The 19246-nt window shown below is 65.8% G+C and carries 17 protein-coding genes and 1 tRNA gene; 10 read left to right on the forward strand and 8 right to left on the reverse strand.

The features are described 5' to 3' along the window. Positions 1–131: 131 nt before the first annotated feature. Positions 132–2969 carry an ATP-binding protein gene (locus AUL30_RS18565; protein ID WP_062229386.1) on the reverse strand — a complete coding sequence of 946 codons (2838 nt, stop codon included), beginning with the start codon at positions 2967–2969 and terminating at the stop codon, positions 132–134. 251 nt (positions 2970–3220) lie between these two features. On the opposite strand from AUL30_RS18565, the gene AUL30_RS18570 reads away from it, so the two are divergent. Both AUL30_RS18570 and AUL30_RS18575 read left to right on the forward strand, forming a co-directional pair. Then, complete coding sequence (locus tag AUL30_RS18570) at positions 3221–3736, forward strand: phasin family protein (protein ID WP_244490894.1); 516 nt, start codon at positions 3221–3223, stop codon at positions 3734–3736. A gap of 113 nt (positions 3737–3849) precedes the next feature. Next, positions 3850–3926: transfer RNA gene (locus AUL30_RS18575), tRNA-His, on the forward strand. Between the two features lie 99 nt (positions 3927–4025). Here the strand turns inward: AUL30_RS18575 and AUL30_RS18580 are convergent. Beyond that, positions 4026–4670 (reverse strand): Crp/Fnr family transcriptional regulator, encoded by a 645-nt coding sequence (locus tag AUL30_RS18580; protein ID WP_244490895.1) that lies wholly within the window; start codon positions 4668–4670, stop codon positions 4026–4028. A 149-nt stretch (positions 4671–4819) separates the two neighbouring features. Between AUL30_RS18580 and AUL30_RS18585 the strand changes: the two genes are divergently transcribed. The 3 genes from AUL30_RS18585 to AUL30_RS18595 all read left to right on the forward strand — a co-directional run bounded on the left by AUL30_RS18585 (position 4820) and on the right by AUL30_RS18595 (position 8122). Continuing rightward, positions 4820–6805, forward strand: a complete 1986-nt coding sequence (locus AUL30_RS18585) for an alkyl/aryl-sulfatase (protein WP_062229388.1) — start codon at positions 4820–4822, stop codon at positions 6803–6805. Positions 6806–6849: 44 nt separating this feature from the next. Further along, positions 6850–7740: a transporter gene (locus tag AUL30_RS18590; protein ID WP_202814526.1), complete on the forward strand. Its 891-nt coding sequence runs from the start codon at positions 6850–6852 to the stop codon at positions 7738–7740. A 151-nt stretch (positions 7741–7891) separates the two neighbouring features. Continuing rightward, the gene (locus tag AUL30_RS18595) at positions 7892–8122 is read left to right on the forward strand and encodes a hypothetical protein (RefSeq protein WP_157070312.1); all 231 of its coding nucleotides are present in this window, start codon (positions 7892–7894) and stop codon (positions 8120–8122) included. 87 nt (positions 8123–8209) lie between these two features. On the opposite strand, the gene glpD is transcribed toward AUL30_RS18595, so the two are convergent. The 5 genes from glpD to phnD all read right to left on the reverse strand — a co-directional run bounded on the left by glpD (position 8210) and on the right by phnD (position 13215). Further along, complete coding sequence (gene glpD / locus AUL30_RS18600) at positions 8210–9814, reverse strand: glycerol-3-phosphate dehydrogenase (RefSeq protein WP_062229390.1); 1605 nt, start codon at positions 9812–9814, stop codon at positions 8210–8212. Position 9815: 1 nt separating this feature from the next. After that, on the reverse strand, positions 9816–10619 hold the full coding sequence (gene phnE / locus AUL30_RS18605) for a phosphonate ABC transporter, permease protein PhnE (protein ID WP_062229391.1): 804 nt from the start codon (positions 10617–10619) through the stop codon (positions 9816–9818). After that, complete coding sequence (phnE, locus tag AUL30_RS18610; RefSeq protein ID WP_062229392.1) at positions 10613–11407, reverse strand: phosphonate ABC transporter, permease protein PhnE; 795 nt, start codon at positions 11405–11407, stop codon at positions 10613–10615. Before phnE (AUL30_RS18610) ends, phnE (AUL30_RS18605) begins: the two co-directional genes overlap by 7 nt. Further along, positions 11404–12192 (reverse strand): phosphonate ABC transporter ATP-binding protein, encoded by a 789-nt coding sequence (gene phnC / locus AUL30_RS18615; protein ID WP_062229393.1) that lies wholly within the window; start codon positions 12190–12192, stop codon positions 11404–11406. Before phnC ends, phnE (AUL30_RS18610) begins: the two co-directional genes overlap by 4 nt. Positions 12193–12276: 84 nt before the next feature. Next, complete coding sequence (gene phnD / locus AUL30_RS18620; protein ID WP_407638294.1) at positions 12277–13215, reverse strand: phosphate/phosphite/phosphonate ABC transporter substrate-binding protein; 939 nt, start codon at positions 13213–13215, stop codon at positions 12277–12279. Positions 13216–13438: 223 nt separating this feature from the next. On the opposite strand from phnD, the gene AUL30_RS18625 reads away from it, so the two are divergent. Then, positions 13439–14278, forward strand: a complete 840-nt coding sequence (locus AUL30_RS18625) for an HAD-IIB family hydrolase (RefSeq protein ID WP_244490897.1) — start codon at positions 13439–13441, stop codon at positions 14276–14278. Then, complete coding sequence (locus tag AUL30_RS18630) at positions 14275–15048, forward strand: DeoR/GlpR family DNA-binding transcription regulator (protein ID WP_083508076.1); 774 nt, start codon at positions 14275–14277, stop codon at positions 15046–15048. Before AUL30_RS18625 ends, AUL30_RS18630 begins: the two co-directional genes overlap by 4 nt. Here the strand turns inward: AUL30_RS18630 and AUL30_RS19980 are convergent. After that, positions 15045–15341, reverse strand: coding sequence for a hypothetical protein (locus tag AUL30_RS19980; RefSeq protein WP_062229394.1), 297 nt, complete (start codon positions 15339–15341; stop codon positions 15045–15047). The genes AUL30_RS18630 and AUL30_RS19980 overlap by 4 nt on opposite strands. Positions 15342–15523: 182 nt before the next feature. Between AUL30_RS19980 and AUL30_RS18640 the strand changes: the two genes are divergently transcribed. From AUL30_RS18640 to AUL30_RS18650, 3 genes are read left to right on the forward strand one after another with little or no spacing between them, the layout of a single operon-like run. Then, positions 15524–16747 (forward strand): glycosyltransferase, encoded by a 1224-nt coding sequence (locus AUL30_RS18640; RefSeq protein ID WP_192843088.1) that lies wholly within the window; start codon positions 15524–15526, stop codon positions 16745–16747. Positions 16748–16752: 5 nt separating this feature from the next. After that, the gene (locus AUL30_RS18645; RefSeq protein ID WP_062229396.1) at positions 16753–18006 is read left to right on the forward strand and encodes a glycosyltransferase; all 1254 of its coding nucleotides are present in this window, start codon (positions 16753–16755) and stop codon (positions 18004–18006) included. After that, positions 18003–19238, forward strand: coding sequence for a glycosyltransferase (locus tag AUL30_RS18650; RefSeq protein ID WP_062229397.1), 1236 nt, complete (start codon positions 18003–18005; stop codon positions 19236–19238). The genes AUL30_RS18645 and AUL30_RS18650 overlap by 4 nt, the downstream gene beginning before the upstream one ends. The last annotated feature ends 8 nt before the right edge of the window (positions 19239–19246 follow it).

Genomic DNA, 19246 nt, shown 5'->3' on the forward strand with positions numbered 1-19246 from the left:
CTTTCTGTCGGCCGGCCTGAAATCAGGCGGCGGACGAATAAGCGACCGCTTCTGATGTGCGCTCGCTTATGTCGATTATACTTTTGGTTGTTACACTATAGACACAAGAGGGCAAAACCGCGAGGGGCCGATCAATTCGCCTGGACGCGCGCCGCCGGGAAGACGATTTCGACCAGCGTGCCTTCGCCCGGCGTGGAACGTAGATGGAAGCGGGCTGCATTGGCTTCGACCATCGCCTTGGTGAGCGGCAGGCCGAGCCCGGTCCCGTCGCCCTGCTTGCGGGTGACGGCGCCCACCTGCTGATAGGGCGTCATGGCCTCCTCGATCTCGTCCTCGTTCATGCCGATCCCGCTGTCGCGGAAGCGCAGGATCACCTCGCCGCCCGGGCCGGTGCTCAGCGACACGACGACATGACCGCCCGGCGGCGTGAAGCGGATCGCGTTGGACAGAAGGTTCAGCGCGATCTGACGGATGGAGCGCGCATCGGCCAGGACGGAGGGGATCGCCGACGGCAGATCGCTGCGCAGGATCACGCGGGCCCGGTTGGCCTGCGGCTGCATCAGGCCGACCGTCTCGGCCAGGATGCCGCCGAGGGCGGTAGCCCGCACGTCCAGATCGGCCTTGCCCGCCTCGATCTTCGAAATGTCGAGAAGGTCGTTGACGAGATCCAGGAGATGGTGCCCCGACCGCTTGATGTCACGCAGGTACTGGACATAGCGCTCATTGCCGATCGGCCCGAAGCTTTCCGAGGCCATCACATCCGCAAAGCCGATGATCGCATTGAGCGGCGTGCGCAACTCATGGCTGATATTGGTCAGGAACCGGCTTTTCAGGATGCTCGCATCCTCCGCCTGCCGGCGCGCGGCCAGGAGGTCTTCCTCGACCCGCTTCCAGTGCCCGATATCCCGGATGACGACGCACCAGCCACGGCCGACGCCGAGCCGGCCGACGGTGATGAAGAGCGGGATCGGCTTGCCGCGCGCCACCTTGCCGAGCACTTCGCGGCCATCGTTCAAAAGGCCCTGCATGCCGCCGTCACGCAGCGTCGCCAGATAGGCGGCTGCCATGTCGCGGCTGTCCTCGGCCAGAAGGTCCGTGAAGGGATAGCCGCGGCACTCGCTGGCCGACAGCCCGAACAGGGCTTCGGCCGAGCCGTTCATGCCGCGCAGCGTTCCGTCTTCCGCCAGGAGGAGAATGCCGTCGGTCGCCGTGTTCAGGACGGCGCGCAGCTCCAGCGCCTCGTCGTCGGAGGCTGCGGGCGCGGGCCGCTGGAAGGTGAAGACGAGGAGCGATCGTCCGCCCGACTGGATCCGCTGCATCTGGCAGGTCACGCGCACATGGCTGGCATCGGCCCGGCGCAGGCGGATGGCGCTGGCGCCATCGTCGGCATCCAGCGGCTCGGCGGTCAGCACCTCTATGCCACCTGCGCGCTCCAGGGCCGCCAGATCGTCGAAGAGCGACAATTCCAGGAAACTGCGATTGGCGTGGACCAGCCGCCCCTTCGCCTGGACGAGGGTCGCCAGCGGCAGCGCATCCAGAAGCTGGACGAGTTCGGATGGCAGGGAGGGGTCCGGCGCCGGGCCCGCGCCCTCGCCCGATGATCCGATGGATGCTCCAATCGATGCGCCGATGGAGGCAAAGGCGTCCGCTTCGATCGGGTTGAGGCCGGATGATGCGACATCGGCCCGGCGTGTCGGCTCGGGCTCCCGCTCGGACTCTCGCTCGGGGGCAAACGCCCCACGTTCCACGATGGGGCCGATGGTCCCGAAGCCGCGGGCACCGTCGAAGACCGCGCCGCGGCCATAGACGGGAAGCGCCGCCAGTTCCACCATGGCCGCGCGGGTCGAATCCGCCAAAGGCCAGGCGACGACGCGTCCCGACCAGGTCTGCCGGGCGTTCAAGGCGGCGGCGATGGCGCCGTCCCCATCCAGCCCCAGATCCGCGAACACATCGAAGATGCTGCGCCCGATCAGTTCCTGCGCCGTGCCGCCCACCACGCGTTCGAGCTCCGGCGACAGTTCCGTGAAATGAAAGGTGGCGTCCACGCGCCAGGTAAAGCGGAGCGCGTCGGCCGCGCGCGGCTCGCGCTCGGTGGTGTCGGATGGTGGCCCCGGAAGGGGGCGAGCCTCGGCCGTGCGCATGCGATCGCGCGTTTCGGCGGCCTTGCTGCGCAATGTGTCGGCCCGGTCGCCCAGGCGTTCGTGCCAGCGCCGGACGATATGGCCGATCGGCGATTGCGGTTCGGGCGGCGGCGGGGAAGGGGGCACCGCGCGAAGCGGCACTGCCGGGCCGGGTATGGCTTGGCCGGGTGCCTGCGCAACCTCCTGCGCCGGCACGGCGGGGTGGTCGTCCACCTGCCGTTGCTGCAACGCTGTGTCGGCCGGGCGCAAGAGCGCCACGAGGGCGAGGCCGGATGCCACGCGGGCAAAGGCGACGCGGTCGCCGTCATCCTCGATCTCGAGATAGTCGACCGGCCCGTCCAGGAACTCGTCGGCCGCATCGGCAAAGTCGGCGGCGCGCGCCTGCGTCAAAAGATGCGTCATGGCGCAGATGCCGTCGGCGTCGGCCATCAGGGCCGGGCGGTCCAGGACGGCCGCCTCGCGCAGGAGCCGCTTTGCCAGAACGGCGCCGCGCTCCGGCCGCGCCAGGGAATGGAGGCTGATCAAAAGCGCGGCCTCCGTCCCGTCGGCCGTCACGGCAAGGGCAAGCTTCAATGTGGCGGTTGCGGCGCCCGCGCCGGGCGCTGCGGCAAGGCGTGTCGTCACCTCGCCATCCCGCAGGAGGGCCGGCTGCAGCGCGGCGAGCCGCGCCAGCGCGTCCTGCGCGACGGGGCACCCGCCCAGGATCGGCTCGGCGGCCTCGTTCAGCCAGATGACGCGGTCGAGCTCAGGCGTCAGGAGTGCGACCGCGCAGCCGGCTTCGCCGGCGCGGCGCACCTCCGGGAGGGCCATGATCTCCAGCACGTTCATCGTCGGTCGCAGGTCCTTCGAACGCTGTGGCGCGAATGTCCTTGGTTGACAGGATGTTAATACCGGCCCCCGCCTATGAAATCCATTGCGGGCGGCCGCTCTCCCCCATCTTTCAACGCCGAGGGTTAACGGCCTGTCCGCAAGCGAGGGATGATTCGATTTTGACTGCGCTCTGTGCGTAAGATTGGGCCTGGCCTCGAAGGGCGAGGCTTGAAGATGCCGCGGCATGAAGCCGCCAGGGGAGAGGTGCGATGCCGGAACATGAAACTGGGGAAGGCGCACAGAAGCCGTTCGCTGCGGCCGAGGATCGTTTCCGCGAGGCGATGGAGCCGGAAAACGTGGCCCGCGCGCAGGCCGCGCTTGGCCTCGATCCCGAGCGCTTCCAGGATGCGCTGCGCGGGCTGACCGAGCGCACGGTCGAGCAGTCGCGCATGGCCTACCAGACCCTGAAGGACCATGCCGACGAAGCGACGCGCACCATCGAGGCCACGCTGGAGAACGCCCATAGCGGCTCGCTCTCCTTGTCCAAGCGCGCCATCGAGGCGATGCGCAGCAATGCTGAACTGGGCTTTGCCCATCTGGAAAAGCTGGCCAAGGTGAAGTCCGTATCGGAACTGGTCGAGTTGCAGTCCGGCTATGTCCGCCAGCAGACGGAGATGATGGCGGGGCAGATCCGGGACATGCAATCCCTGTCGCGCAGCGTCGCGCAGGAACTGGTGCGCCCCGGCCGCGAAGCCTTCGACAAGGCCCGCACGCCGCGCGACTGACCGGACCGGCTTTGGCCGAACCTGGCAAATAGAAGCCCAGATCGGCGCGGAACGTCTTGCGTCCTGCGCCGAATGAATTTATGTGAACGGCCGTGGCGCCCGGCGCCTCATGTGCGGTTGTAGCTCAGCTGGTTAGAGCGTTGGATTGTGGCTCCAGAGGTCGGTGGTTCGAACCCACCCAACCGTACCACCCTTGATTTCCTGATGTTTCCCCTTGCGCAAGCTTTGGCCTGAGCCTGGATTCGCTCCGCCATTTCCGCATGCAGAGCCGCATGCGCTGGCGGTCGTATCAATCTTCCTCGATATAGGCCCTCAAGGCGCGCGGCTGAACGATGCGCAGGCCGCCATACGTGGTGCTGATCCATCCCCTGGTGGAAAACTGCTTCAACACCGCATTCACCTGGCGGCGGGATGTGCAGGACATTTTGCCGATTTCGGCCTGTGTCAGGGGCAAGGTCCCCGTCACCGGACAGGCGCCCCGTTCGATGACCGCCGCAATCCGCCTGGCCGGTGCCTGGTGCTGAAGGTCGCTGACGATCCGCACGAGCGTATCGACGGTGCCCATGAGGATCTGCGCAAAGCTGATCGTGAATCTGGGATCGGCGTCGGCGAGCTGGTCCATCTGATCCAGCGGCAGATGCAGAAGCCAGCTTTCAGCATGCGCGCGAAGGTCGAGGCGTCGAGGCTGGCGTGAGATAAAGCAGCCTTCGCCAGTCCAGCCGCCCGGATAGCCGATATGCAGGAGTTGCGGCGTCCTGTCGGGCGGTGCACAATTGATGGTGAGGCTGCCGGACACCAGGCCGTAGATGCCGCCGGGGTCGTCACCCATCCGATAGACCACCGCCCCTGCATCGAAGCGCAGCATCAACGACCGTCCCAATACGTGGTTCTGGATCTCCGGCGGCTGCACGGAAAGCCATCCATTCGCCTTCACGATAAGATCCGCTTCCGCACGTCGCATCGACACAGCCACCCCCTCGCACCAATTGCGACTTTTTTGCAGCAAATGTACCGGGCGTGCAATCTGTGGTGGCTAAACTTGCTCATCTGGGAGGCCTTATCATCGGTTGCAGGGACGCGATCATGAACCGACGTTTGTTTTTCCGGGCGCATGGCTGCGCGGCACCCGCCCTTCTTGCGGCAGTTGCATGTCTTGCCGTGGCGGATGGCGCGCGGGCCGAGCCGGCGAGCGCGCAGACGGCCGCCGCGAACGCGGCTGTCCTTCAGGACCTTCCCTTCAGCGACCGGCAGGATTTCGAGAATGCTGCGCGGGGATTGCTGCGCAAGCCCGATACGCTGACCATCAAGGATGCGTCGGGCAAGACGGTCTGGGACCTAGAAAGCTACAAGGCGTTCATCGCCCTCGACCGGCCGGCGCCCGACAGCGTCAATCCCAGCCTCTGGCGGAACGCGCAGCTCAACCTGCAATACGGGCTGTTCCAGGTCACGGACCGCATCTACCAGGTTCGGGGCTATGACCTGGCAAACTTCACCTTCATCCGGGGCGATACGGGCTGGATCGCCTACGACGTCGGCAGCACGAGCGAGACGGCACGCGCCGCCTTCGCACTTTTGACGGAAGAGTTCGGAGAGTTGCCCATCGTCGCGGCGATCTACAGCCACCCGCATCTGGATCATTACGGCGGAATTCGCGGGCTTGTATCCGACGAGGACGTCCGATCCGGCAAGGTGAAGCTGATCGCGCCGGAAGGCTTCATGGAGCATGCCGTCAGCGAGAACGTGATCACCGGCAATGCGATGAGCCGCCGCTCAATCCTGATGTACGGCGCGCTCCTGCCGCGCGGTCCGGAGGGCAGCGTCGGTGCGGGCCTGGGCCTGACGACGCCGCGCGGTACGCCGACGCTGATCGAGCCGAACCAGTATATCACCCGCTCCGGTGAAAAGCTGACCATCGACGGCGTCGAGATGGAGTTCCAGCTGACCCCTGGTACCGAAGCGCATGCGGAGATGAACACCTACTTCCCGCAGTTCCGGGCCATGTGGATGGCAGAGAATACGACCTCCACCATGCACAATATTCTGACCCTGCGCGGCGCGCAGGTTCGCGATGCCCTGGCCTGGGCACGGTACATCAACGAGACGCTGGAACTCTATGGCGACCGGATCGACGTCAAGTTCCAGTCGCATCACTGGCCGCTTTGGGGGATGCAGGAGGTCGACGAGTATCTGCGCAAGCAGCGCGACCTGTACAAATTCATCCACGACCGGACGGTGAACCTGATCAATCAGGGCTACACGGGTGAAGAGATCTCCGAAATGATCAAGCTTCCGGCCAGCCTTAAGGGCTTCTGGTCGGGCCGCGGGTATTACGGGACCCTCCGGCACAATTCGCGCGCGGTCTATCAACGCTACATGGGCTGGTATGACGGCAATCCGTCGAGCCTCAACAACCTTCCGCCGGAGGAGGTGGCGCCGCTTTACGTGTCGGCCATGGGCGGGGCCGATGCCATTCTGGCGAAGGCCGAACGTGATTATGCGGACGGCAAATACCGCTGGGTCGCGGAAATGCTGAAGCATGTCGTCTTCGCCGATCCGTCGAACGCTGCCGCCAAGGAACTCCTGGCCAAGGCCTATGAGCAGATGGGCTACCAGGCCGAGTCGGGCCCGTGGCGCTCGATCTACCTCCAAGGCGCCTTCGAATTGCGCAATGGCGCGCCGAAGATCGGTTCGGCGGGAAGCGCCAGCCCCGATGTCGTGCGCGCCATGTCGCCCGAAATGCTGTTCGACTTCCTGGCCGTGCGCCTGGATGCCGACAAGGCGGCCGGGAAGGATCTGACGCTGAACGTCGATTTCACCGATATCGGGAAACACTACACGCTGACGGTCGGCAATTCGGTCTTGAACTATAGCGAGAAGCAGGCCCCGGCAGCAGATGCGACCGCAACCCTGAGCAAGGAGACACTGGATGAACTGAACCTCGGCACCGCGACGGTGCCCGAGCTCATCGCCAGCGGCAAGATTCAGATCGATGGCGACGGCAACGCCTTCCAGCAATTCTTCGACATGCTCGACACATTCAGCCCGGACTTCAACGTCGTGACCCCGTGAGAGGACGGGATCAAGCTTATTCGGCTTTGGGAAGGACATCCAATATGCGCAAGTTCATGCTCGGAACCGTCGCCACTGCCGCGATGCTGCCAGGATACGCGATGGCCGACGGTGCGCGTGATTGGCTCAGCGTGCCCGTCGATATGAACTTCATCTACGTCTACTACACGTACAATAAGGGCAATTCGTCGATCGACACGTCCCTGCCGGTGACCGGGGCGTCCGTCGACGCTTCGGTCCCCATTCTTCGGTATGCACGCTCCTTCGATCTGGCGGGGCAGGTCGGCGGCGTGCAGCTGGTCGTTCCATACGCCTTTACCGAGTTTTCGCTGGACGGAACCCGTATCGAACGGTCGGTCGATGGCATCGGCGATATACAGACGATCTTGATCGCCAATCTTTTCGGCGCTCCGGCCCTCAGCAAGGAGGCCTTCGCGCAATGGACGCCGGAGACCTACCTGACCGCCTCCGTCGCTGTAACGGCGCCGACGGGCAAGTACGATCGGGACCGCCTGGTCAACATCGGCAAGAACCGCTGGGCCTTCAAACCGCAATTGTCCTACGGCATTCCGCTCCAGCCGGGAGAGTGGCTCGCCATCAACGGCAGTATCGAGTTCTACACCGCGAACGACTCGTATCTCGGCGCGCTGACGCTCGATCAGAATCCGCTGATGACCGTGGAGGCCCACTACAGCCGCAACCTGACACGGGCGCTGTGGCTATCCGCCGACGCCTACTACTCCTATGGCGGTGAAACCAGCATCAACTCCGTCGACCAGGGAAATACGCAGAGCACCCTGAAGCTGGGTGTAAGCGGCAGCCTGAACCTGACGCCCGCGGATGCGATCGCCGTCTCGGCGGTTCATTCCGTCTGGAAGCGCGACGAGACTCCGGAAACATGCACCTTCGCGATCAATTACAATCATGCGTGGTGACGGCCGCCAAAGGGCCCAAGCATAGGCTGTGGCAGCATCCGTAGCTTTGGACCGTCCGCGTGATGTGTCGTCGCCGAATGCCCACTTCGTCGCAGACAGGGAACGCCGCGTGCCAGCCGCATCTTACCTCTGCATTGAAACGGCGGAGGTCATGATGTCCAATATTGATAAAGTGGGTGAGAACCCGAACGACAGAATGCCGGAAGGAAACCCGCTGAAGCCCGGTGAGGTCGTATCGGATGACGATGCGAGTTCGGCCGGGATGGAGCAGGAGGTCGAGGAAGACCTCGACGATATGGATGAGCTTGGGGACGCGGAAGATCCCGCAGGCGATCCGGAACTGATCGACGATGTCGAGGACGAGCCCGATCTGACACGTTGACGGTTTGCGCAAACGACGACTTTGGGCCCGCTTCGGCGGGCCCTTTGCTTGAGACGAATTTCAAATACGGTGCTGCGGCCTCGTCTATTATTCCGCCAAAAGGCCAGTTTCCAATACCTTTGAACCGCCGTTTCCGTGGGAGATGGCCTCGGCCATATAAGCCGCGAGGGCTGCGGTGTCGGCTTCGGTCATGACGAGGCCAAGCTTGGTGCGGCGCCAGAGAATATCGGCGGGGGCGAGGGCCCATTCGTTGCGCATGAGCCAGGTCACCTCGGCCTCGTAAAGCCCGTGCCCGAAATGTCGGCCAAGATCGCCAGCGGCCAGGATGCGCAAAGCGTCCGTCCCGTAGGACCGCGCGAGCCGGGTGACGGTGGGGCGGTCGAGGCCGGGGGCGGCGGCCTCGATGCGGCGGATCAGCGCGTCCCGCTCCGTGGCGGAGAAATCGCCGCCCGGCAGGGCGTTCCGGCCCGTCCAGCCGGCCGGCAAGGGCGCTTGCGCGGACGGGTTCGGGTGGCCGATTGCGTCTTCGATCTGTCGCATCGCATCTTCGGCCAGGACCCGGTAGGTCGTGATCTTGCCACCGAAGCAGTTGAGCAGCGGTGCGCCGGTGGCGGGTCTGTCCATGCGCAGCACATAGTCGCGGCTGCTCTCCTGCGCCTTGCCGGCGCCGTCGTTGAAAAGCGGCCGCACGCCGGAGAAGCTCCACACGATGTCGGCCCGTGTCAGCGGCTCGCGGAAATATTCCGATGCCGCGGACAGGAGATAGTCCGTTTCCTCCTGCGTGATCGCCACGTCGGAAGGGTCGCCCGCATAGTCGCGATCCGTCGTTCCAATGAGGGTGAAATCCTGCGCATAGGGAATGGCGAAGATGATGCGGCCGTCGGCATTCTGGAAGATGTAGGCGCGGTCGTGATCGTAGAGGCGCCGGGTCACGATGTGCGAGCCTTGGACAAGCCGGACGGCATTGCCGTCGTTCTGCCCGATGACCTGCGCGTTGACGCCGTCCACCCAGGGGCCGGCGGCATTGACGACGAGCCGCGCGCTCACGCTGCGCCGCGCGCCGGTGGTGCGATCCTCCAGATCGACCGACCATCCGTCCGCGCGGCGGCGCGCCTGGCAGACGCGGGTCCGGGCCATGATCTCAGCGCCCCGCGCCGCGGCATCGCGCGCGTTGAGGATGACGAGCCGCGTATCGTCGACGCGGGCATCGGAATATTCGAAGCCCTTGCGGAAATGGTCCTTCAGCGGCGCGCCCAGTGGGCCGGTCAGATCGACCGCGCAGGATTTGGGCAGGCGCTGCCGCCCGCCAAGGTGATCGTAGAGGAAGAGGCCCGCGCGCAGGAGCCAGGCCGGCCGCAGCTCCGCATGATGCGGCAGGACGAACCGCAAGGGTTCCACGATATGCGGCGCAATCTCCAGGAGCACTTCGCGCTCCTTGAGCGCGTGGCGCACCAGGCGGAAATCATAATGCTCCAGGTAGCGCAGCCCGCCATGAATGAGCTTGGTGGACCAGGACGAGGTGCCGGAGCCGAGGTCGTTCATCTCTGCCAGGGCGACCCTGAAGCCCCGCCCGGCGGCATCGCGCGCGATGCCGCAGCCGTTGATGCCGCCGCCGATGACGAAGATGTCGTAATCGGCGGATGCCTGCGCGGCAGTCGCGTGCCGCGGGGTCTGGGAGACGGGGGCCGCCATATCAGATGATACGCTTGCGTAGGTAGGCGGAGATCATCTCCCCGATGATGACGAGGCAGAGGATGGCCAGAAGCACCGTTGCCGCTTCCTGCCACCGGAACGTATCGATGGCGCCCTGCAGGATGATGCCGATGCCGCCGGCCCCGACGAGGCCGAGCACGGTGGATTCGCGCAGGTTGATGTCCCAGCGCAGGATGCAGACGGCCCAGAAGGTCGGCATGACCTGCGGGACGATGGCATAGGCGACGACCTTGAAGCGGGACGCGCCAGTGGCTTCCAACGCTTCGACGGGGCGCTTGTCGATCTCTTCGATCGCCTCGCCCATCAGCTTGCCGACGAAGCCGATCGAGCGGAAGGTGATGGCGATGACGCCCGCGATGATGCCGGGTCCGAAGATCGCCACGAAGAGCAGCGCCCAGATGATCGTGTTCACCGAACGGCTGGACACCAGTATGATGCGGCCGATCCAGAGCGTCACGATGTTGGGCGTCGTGTTCTGCGCGGCGATGTAGGCGATCGGCAGGGCCAGGATGACCGAGAAGGCCGTGGCGATGGTGGCGATGTTGATCGTTTCCACCAGCACCCAGGCGATGGTGCCGATGTTGCTGACGTCCGGCGGCGACATCCGGGCGAAGAGATCGCCGATCTGGACGGGCGCATCGAAGACCCAGGCCCAGATGATGTCGATGCTGCCGATGCACCAGCCGAGGACGGCGGCGAAGGCCAGGAACCCGGCAAAGCGTGTCAGACGCTCGGTCGGCGTATAGCGCGACCACTGCGTGGGGGTCGTGTTCAGGCTCACCATATCTTCCTGATCTGTCCGCTGATGGCCTCGCTGATGAGGATGATCGCGACGATGACGATGGTGATGGCCAGGGCGAAGTCGTAATCGTACCGGCCGAAGGCGTTGGCGAGCGTGGCGCCGATGCCGCCCGCACCCACAATGCCGACGACGGCGGAGGCGCGCAGGTTGCTGTCGAGCTGATAGATGGTCAGGCCGATCTGCCGGGGCATGATCTGCGGCACCACCGCATAGAGGAGCGTGGGGAAGTAGGAGGCGCCCACCGAGCGCATCGCTTCGACCTGTCCGGGATCGATCTCCTCGATCCGCTCGGCCAGAAGCTTGGCGACGAAGCCGATCGAATAGACGATAAGGGTCAGGATGCCGGCAAACGGGCCGAAGCCCACCGCCTTCACGAAGATGATGGCCACGATGACCGGGTGGAAGCTGCGCGCGATCACGATGATGGCACGGCCCAGCAGGAAGACGGGCAGGGGCGCCAGGTTGCGGGCCGCCATGAAGGCGATCGGGACCGACAGGATCACTCCGCCCACCGTGGCCACGATGGCGATCTTGATGCTTTCCAGGAAGCCGGAGATCAGAAGCGAGGATCTGTCGAAATTGGGCGGAAAGGCCCCGTTGAAGATGCGCTGCGCCCGCGTCAGCCCTTCCGCGGCGCGTGCCCAGTCGAACTGCATGGTCGACAGCGCCCAGACGACATAGACGATCGCTGCGAGGACGAGGCCGTAGCGAAGAAACGGATTGGCGATGAGCGGGGGTTTGCGCCAGCTGTCCCGCGACAGGTCGCTCATGCGGCCAGTTCCGGGACGCGGCCGGCAATGGCGGCGTCGCGCTCTTCGGACTTGCCGGCATAGATCGCGTCCATGGCGGCCTGGTCCAGAAGTGCCGGCTCGGCATCGAACATGATGCGCCCGTTGCGCATGCCCACGATGCGGTCCGTATACTCCTTGGCCTCAGTCACGTTGTGGATGTTGATGAGGACGGGGAGCTGGAACTCCGAGGCCAGCGACCGCAGGAGGATCATGATCTGCTCGGACGTCTTGGGGTCCAGGGAGGCCGTCGGCTCGTCGGCCAGGAGAATCTCCGGCTCCTGCATGAGCGCCCGCACCACGCCGACCCGCTGGCGCTCGCCGCCCGAAAGCTGGTCCGCGCGCTTGTTGGCGTAATGGGCGATGCCGACCCGCTCCATCAACTCGAAGGCGCGGCGTATATCCTCTTTCGGGTAGCGGCGCGAAAGGGCGCGCCAGGTCGGCAGGTAGCCGAGCCGTCCCGACTGGACGTTTTCCATGACGGTCAGCCGATCCACCAGGTTGAAGCCCTGGAACACCATGCCGATCCGCCGGCGCGCATGGCGCAGCCGGGCGCCGCGCAGGCTGGTCAGCTCGACGCCGTTCAATTCGATCGAGCCGGCGGTCGGCTCGACCAGCTTGTTGATGCAGCGCAGGAGCGTGCTCTTGCCCGCACCGGACGCGCCGATGATCGAGACGACGCTGTTGCCCTCGACCGTCAGGTCGAGATCGCGCAGGACCGGCTCGCCGTTCCCATAGCGTTTGACGAGTTTGGAGATCTTGAGCATCGGTTGCGACCATCGCGGCGAGAGAAGGGGGGTGCGCGTGCCGGGCGGCACGCGCATTGCGAAATGCTCGGCGACGGGCGGAGCTTATTCTGCGGCGAGGCCCTGCGGCGTGTACTGAACGCCGTTCGCAGCCTGTATATCGCGGATGACCGACCAGTCCTTCTGGTAGGTTATGGGCACGAATTTGCTCACGCCCTCGAACTCCTTGCCGAGTTCGGTCCCCTCGAAATCGAAGGTGAAGAAGGCTTCCTTGATCTTTTCGACGAGCGCCGGATCGAGGTTGTGCGCATAGGTGTAGGAGGTGGTCGGGAACCGGTCGGATTCCCAGATCACCTTGACCTCCTGCGGATCGTAGAGGCCACGCTCGGCCATCCGGTCCACCACTTCGGAGGCGACGGGCGCCGCGTCGTAATCCCCCGCCACCACGCCGAGCATGGACTGGTCGTGCGAACCCGAATAGCTGACCTCGTAATCCGTATCCGGCGTGATGCCGAGCGCCGGGAACAGGGCGCGCGGCGCCAGATTGCCGGAGTTTGAGGTGGGCGAGGTGTGGGCGACGCGCTTGCCGGCAAGGTCCGCCATGGTCTCGATGTCGGAATCGGCGCGTGCATAGACCTGCAGCGTGTAGCCGAAGCTGCCATCATCGCTGCCCATGATGGCGAAGGGCACGGCACCTGCCAGGTTTACCGCGAAGGGCGTCGGCCCCGTCGAGTAGCCTGCAATGTGCAGGCGGCCGCTGCGCATCGCCTCCACTTCGGCCGAGTTCGACTGCACGGCGAAGAACTGCACCCGCTTGCCGGTCACGGCGGACAGATGCTCGATGAACGGGTCCCAGATGTCCGCGTAGATGGCCGGGTCCTCGACGGGCGTGTAGGCGAAGACCAGCGTGCCGGGATCGACCAGCTCATTGGCCGGCGCGTCGGCGACGAGGTCGCCATCGGCATCGCAATAGATGGTGTCCAGCGCGCCGCGCTGTGTGCAGCCGGCGGCATCCTGCGCCAGGGCCGGGAATGCCAGGAGCATGGCTGCCGCAAACGGCAGCACGGTGCTCTGGCGAAACATCTTGTCGGTCGAAGCCATGGTCCAAATCCTCCCTTGGAACACGAAGTGGGCCGGGCCTCCCTGCCCTTGCACGTGCAACCTAAACGGGAACTGTGGAATATCGCAAGCCGATCACGGATAATTTGTCGATGTTTTGTGTTTTTTGTGGAATGTTCCTCAGAATTGCAGGGAGGAACAGATGGGAATGGATGAGGCAACGACGATGCGGTCAGGTGGTGCGGACGCGTGGGAACCCTTCGCGGCCGTGTCGGCGCAGGATCTGGCGCAGGTGGACTTTGTCCTGACCGATATCGACGACACGCTGACCCATGAGGGGCGGCTGCCGGCAGTGGCCTATGACGCGCTGGAGCGGCTGTCGGCCGCCGGGCTGACGGTCATTCCGGTGACCGGCCGGCCTGCCGGATGGTGTGATCTGATCGCGCGGCTCTGGCCGGTGGACGCCGTGGTCGGCGAGAACGGCGCCTTCTATTATGCGCGGAAGAGGGAAGGCGGGATGTGCCGGGTCTACCAGGCAGACGACGCGACACGGCAGGCCAATCGCGAGCGCCTCGGCGCCATCGCCCACAGGGTGCGGGATAGGGTGCCGGATGCGCGCATCGCCGCAGACCAGCCCTTCCGCGAAACCGACCTTGCCATCGACTTCGCCGAAGATGTGCCGGCACTGGAGGGCGCGGCCGTCGATCGGATCGTCGCCTGCTTCGAAGAGGCGGGGGCCATTGCAAAAGTGTCGTCGATTCATGTCAATGGGTGGTTCGGTTCCCACGACAAGCTGACCATGACCCGCCGCCTTCTTTCAGAACGCTTCGCCTGCGACATCGAAACGGAGAATCACCGCGTGCTCTATGCGGGGGATTCGCCCAATGACGGGCCGATGTTCGCGTTTTTCCGCAACGGCGTGGCCGTCGCCAACTACATGCAGGGACGCTCCCCGCAACATGAGTGGCCGCGCTACATGACGCAGCATGTCGGCGGACGCGGTTTTTCCGAGATCGCCGACCGTATCCTTGCGGCGCGGCGTGCATGAAGGTCCGGCTGCGCAAGAGCGATCGCTGGGAGCGCATCCTGCGCGAGGTCGAGATGCGCCCGCATGTGCGGATCGCCGATCTGGCGGCCTTGTTCGGCGTGTCGAACGAAACCGTCCGGCGGGACCTGGAGGCGCTCAGCGAAGAGGGGCTGATCGCCCGCTCCTTCGGCGGGGCGGCGGCCGCCCCCATGGGCGTGCAACCGCCCTTCGGTGAGCGCAACCGCGCCTATGTGGAGGAACGGGCGCGGATCGGACGTTGCGCCTGCGATCTCGTGCAGCCCAATGACGTCCTGATGATCGATGCGGGCTCGACCAACTATCAACTCGCCAAGGCCCTGGCCGCGACGGCGCGGGATCTGATCGTCCTGACCAACAGCCTGGCCATTGCGGCCACGCTTGGCCAGAGCGCAACGATCGAGGTGATCGTGTGCCCCGGCAAGCTGAACAGCCGGGAAGCGGCGGTCTTTGGGACGGAGACGGTGGATTTCCTGGCCCGCTACAATGCGGACAAGGCCTTCATCAGCGCCAGCGGCATCAGCCATTCCGGCATTACGGACGCCAATCTCGATGCGGTGGCCATCAAGCGGCGCATGCTGGCGCGCGGCCTCAAATCCTTCGTCCTGGCGGATCATTCCAAGCTGCACCGCCAGTTCGTCGCGCAGGTTGCATCCCTGGCCGATATCGAGGCGATCATCACCGATGAGGAGCCCGATGCCGAGTTCCGGTCCGCGCTGGACCGGTTCGGCGTCACCGCGCTCGTCGCCCCTTAAGCGCGCGGGGTTGCGGGCTCCGACGCATTGCCGATGACGCCCAGATGCTCGGGCCATGTCCGGCCGTTCAGCTCGATGCGGATATCGTAGCCGTTCAGAAGCGCATATTCGGTCGCATCGCGCAGCACGCTCGGCAGGTCGCCCGACAGGTCGAGCGGCGCGCCGTCGCCGTCCGTTCCGGCGCCCTCGAGGTGCGCCCGTGCATCGATCGGCTCGGCCTCCCCCAGGGAGACGAGGACGAAAGCGCCGGCCTCTGAGCCGGTGCGCAGGAAGAAGAGGTCGTCGGCGGCCATGCGATGCTCCTGATGCGCGTTGCTGCGGATGGCAGATAGGACCGACGCAGGCGATTTCGAGCATTTCGCTTGGGATCGCCCGTTCGGCAGGGGCGCACCCCCCACCCGTGGACCGGGACGTTCGCGCGCGATATAGAGTTTATCCTATAGCGCATTCGACGAGAGGCATGCCGGCCCCTTCCATGAAGTTCCTGTTCGTTCACAGCCGGTTTCCCGGACCCTTCCGTCACCTCGCACCCGATCTTGCGCGCAACGGCACACACCGCGTGGCCGCCTTGCACATGCGCAGCGACCTGCCGGACCGTGCCGGCGGCGTCGCGCTGTTCGGATGCGTGGCACAGCGCGGATCCTGCCCGGACGTCCATCCCTGGCTGCAGCCCCTGGAGGCGCGCACGATCCGTGGCGAGACGGTCTTCCGCGCGGCGCTCGGCCTGCGCGCCGGTGGCTTCGATCCCGATGTGATCATCGGACATCCGTCCGGCGGGGAAATGCTCTTCATTCGGGATGTCTGGCCCCAGGCGCGCATCGCCCTGTCCTGCGACTATTACCTCCGGTCCGATGGGCGCGACGTGAGCTTCGACCCTGAATTTGCGGAGGGCGATCCCTTGCCGCAGGGGCGTCCGCTCTTCCAGAACCTGCATCTGGACCTTTCGCTGCGGGGGATGGATGCCGGCTATGCGCCGACGGCGTTCCAGGCGCGGAGCTTCCCGCCGCAGATCGCCGAACGGCTCGGCATCCTGCCGCACGGTGTCGATACGCAGCGCTTTTCGCCCGATCCCGCCGCCACCGTCGCGCTCGATGAGGAAACATCCCTCGACGCGACCAGCACGGTCATCACCTTCGAGGCTCCCGTGCTGGACCCTGCCAGCGGGCTTCACCGCCTCATACGCGCTGCGCCGGCTATGCTCGCGGCCTGTCCGACGGCTCATCTGGTCGTCATCGGGCGCGATGTCGCCGCGCCGGATGGCACAAGCTGGCGGGAGCGTTTCGCCGGGAAAGCCTGGGCCGACATGCGCCCGCAGGATCGGCGCCGGGTGCACTTCATCGGCCAGCCGGATGCGCAGGGAAGGCTGCACATCCTGCAGCGCACGACGCTGTACCTGCATTTGTCCTATCCCCTGCCGCTGCCACAGGCCGTCCTGGAGGCGATGAGCGTCGGGGCCTGTGTCGTGGCGGCGGACGGCGATCCCGTCCGCGAGGTGGTGACGGATGGCGAGACGGGGCGCCTCGTCGATTTTTTCGACACGGACGGTCTCGTCGACTGCATCGCCACGCTTCTGGCAAGCCCGGCCCTGCGGGAAAGGCTGGGCGCCGCCGCCCGGTCCCTTGTCCAGCAGCGCTTCGACCTGCGGCGCGTGGCCTTGCCCCGGGCCCGCCGGTGGGTCGAGGCGCTCGCCAGGTTCTGACGGCGATGGAGATCCTCTTCGTCCACAATAATTTCCCGGCCCAGTTCAAACATGTGGCCCCCTTCCTGGCGCGCCAGCCGGGCACCCGTGTAACCGCCCTGCACAAGCGCGAGGACCTGCCGGACGAGGTCGGCGGGATGCGGCTGCGTGCCTACGCTCCGGCCCGCGCCCTCGCGCCCGGCATCCACCCCTGGCTGGGCGAGACGGAGAATGCGCTGATCCATGGCGAGGCGGCGGCCCGCCGCGCGCTTGCCATGCGGGCCGAAGGCTACGCACCGGATGTCATCATCGGCCATCATGGCTGGGGCGAGTTGATCTTCCTGGCCGATATCTGGCCGCGGGCGCGGATCGGCGTCTATTGCGAGCTCTACTACCGGGGCACGGGGTCGAATTGGGATTTCGATCCCGAATTCACCGGCAAGCCGAACCCCTCGGCCGATCCGCGGGCGCGCTACCTGAACCTGCCCTTCGATCTGTCCTTCGATCGAGCCGTGTCCGGCCTTTCGCCGACGCAGTTCCAGGCATCGACCTTTCCGCCAGCCGTTCGGCAGCGCATCACGGTGGCGCATGACGGGGTGGATACGGACCGGATTCGTCCCGACGCGGCGGCATTGCTGCCGCCGGGCATCGCGGGGGACGCGGCCATCCGATATGGTGACGAGGTCATCACCTTCGTCAGCCGGCACCTGGAGCCCTATCGCGGCTTCCATATCTTCATGCGGGCTTTGCCGGCGATCCTGAAGGCCCGGCCGAAGGCGCGCATCGTCATCGTGGGCGCGGATGGCAGCACGGGGGGCTATGGCCCACGGCCGCCAACCGGCACGTGGAAGGATCGCTTCACCGCCGAACTGCGGGAGGCAGTCCCGGCGCAGGAATTCTCTCGCGTGCATTTCGTCGGGCGGATCGCCTATGGCGATTTTCTGACGATCCTCCAGCTCTCCACGGTCCATGTCTACCTGACCTATCCCTTCGTTCTGTCCTGGTCGCTCATCGAGGCGATGAGCACGGCCTGTGCCATCGTGGCGAGCGATACCGAACCGGTCCGGGAGGTGGTGGAGCACGGGAAAACGGGCATCCTGACGGATTTCTTCGATGTTGCGGCCCTGGCCGAGCGGGTGATCGGCCTGTGCGATGCGCCGGGCGAACGCCGGCGCCTCGGCACTGCGGCACGTCGGCTGGCGCAGGCCCGCTACAGCCTGCAGGACTGCGTGCCGCGGCAGCTCCGCTGGATCGACGCCGTCGCACGGGGGCATGCATGACGAAGATCCTCTTCGTGCACCGGCATTTCCCCGGCCAGTTCAAGCACCTGGCGGCGACGATGGCGCGCAGCGGCGCCTATGAGGTGGCGGCGCTGCACGGGCGCCCGGGCATGCCGGCCATGCTGGAGGGCGTCACCCTGCATGAATATGTGCCGGCGCGCGGCTCGGCCGAAGGCGTGCATCCCTGGGTCGGCCATTTCGAATCCCAGGTGATCCTGGGGGAGGCGGCCTATCGCAAGGCGGTCACGCTGCGGGCGGGCGGCTACATGCCGGATGCCATCATCGGCCACCCCGACTGGGGTGAACTGATGTTCCTGCGCGATGCCTGGCCGGAAGCGCGGCTCGGCCTTTATTGCGAACTCTACGGACGCCCGACCCAGTCCCATTGGGACTTCGATCCCGAATTTGCACAGGCGCACCGGGACGCGGCGCTCATCACCCGCATCATGAACGTGCCGGTGGAACTGAGCTTCGCGCAAGCAGCCGGCGGCCTGTCGCCGACGCATTGGCAGGCCGATGGGTTCCCGGCGCATATGCGCCCACGCATCACCGTTGCCCATGACGGCATCGACACGCAACGGCTGGTTCCCCATCCGGGGGTGACGATCCAGCCGCGCCCGGGCCTGGCGCTCACGCGCCGGGACGAGGTGGTGACCTTCGTCAGCCGGACGCTGGAGCCCTATCGCGGCTTCCACCGCTTCCTGCGCGCGCTGCCGGAACTGCTCAGGAAGCGGCCGCGGGCGCATGTCATCATCGTCGGCCGCGACCGGGAGGGCTATGGCAGCCCACCACCGGAGGGGACATGGCGGGCCCTCTACGAGGCGGAGCTGAACGCTAGCCTGCCGGCAGAAGCGCGCGCCTGCGTCCATTTCGTTGGCACAGTCCCTTACGACGCCTTCGTCGCGATCCTGCAGCTATCGACGGTGCATGTGTATCTGACGGTGCCTTACGTGCTCTCCTGGTCGCTTCTGGAGGCGATGAGCGCCGGCTGCGCCATCGTGGCCAGCGATACAGCCCCCGTGCGCGAGGTCGTCACGCACGAGAAAACGGGGCTGATGGTGGACTTCTTCGATACAGGCGCGCTGGCCGGCGCCATCGACCGGCTTCTGGGCGATGCGCCGCTGCGCGCACGGCTTGGAACCGCGGCGCGCGCGCATGCGGTGGGGAATTACGATGTGCGCTCCTGCGTGCCCGCGCAGGCGCGGTGGGTCGCGGGGATCGCCCTGGGCTGACGCGCCTA

The organism is Aureimonas frigidaquae (assembly GCF_001463905.1).
Taxonomy (GTDB): domain Bacteria; phylum Pseudomonadota; class Alphaproteobacteria; order Rhizobiales; family Rhizobiaceae; genus Aureimonas; species Aureimonas frigidaquae.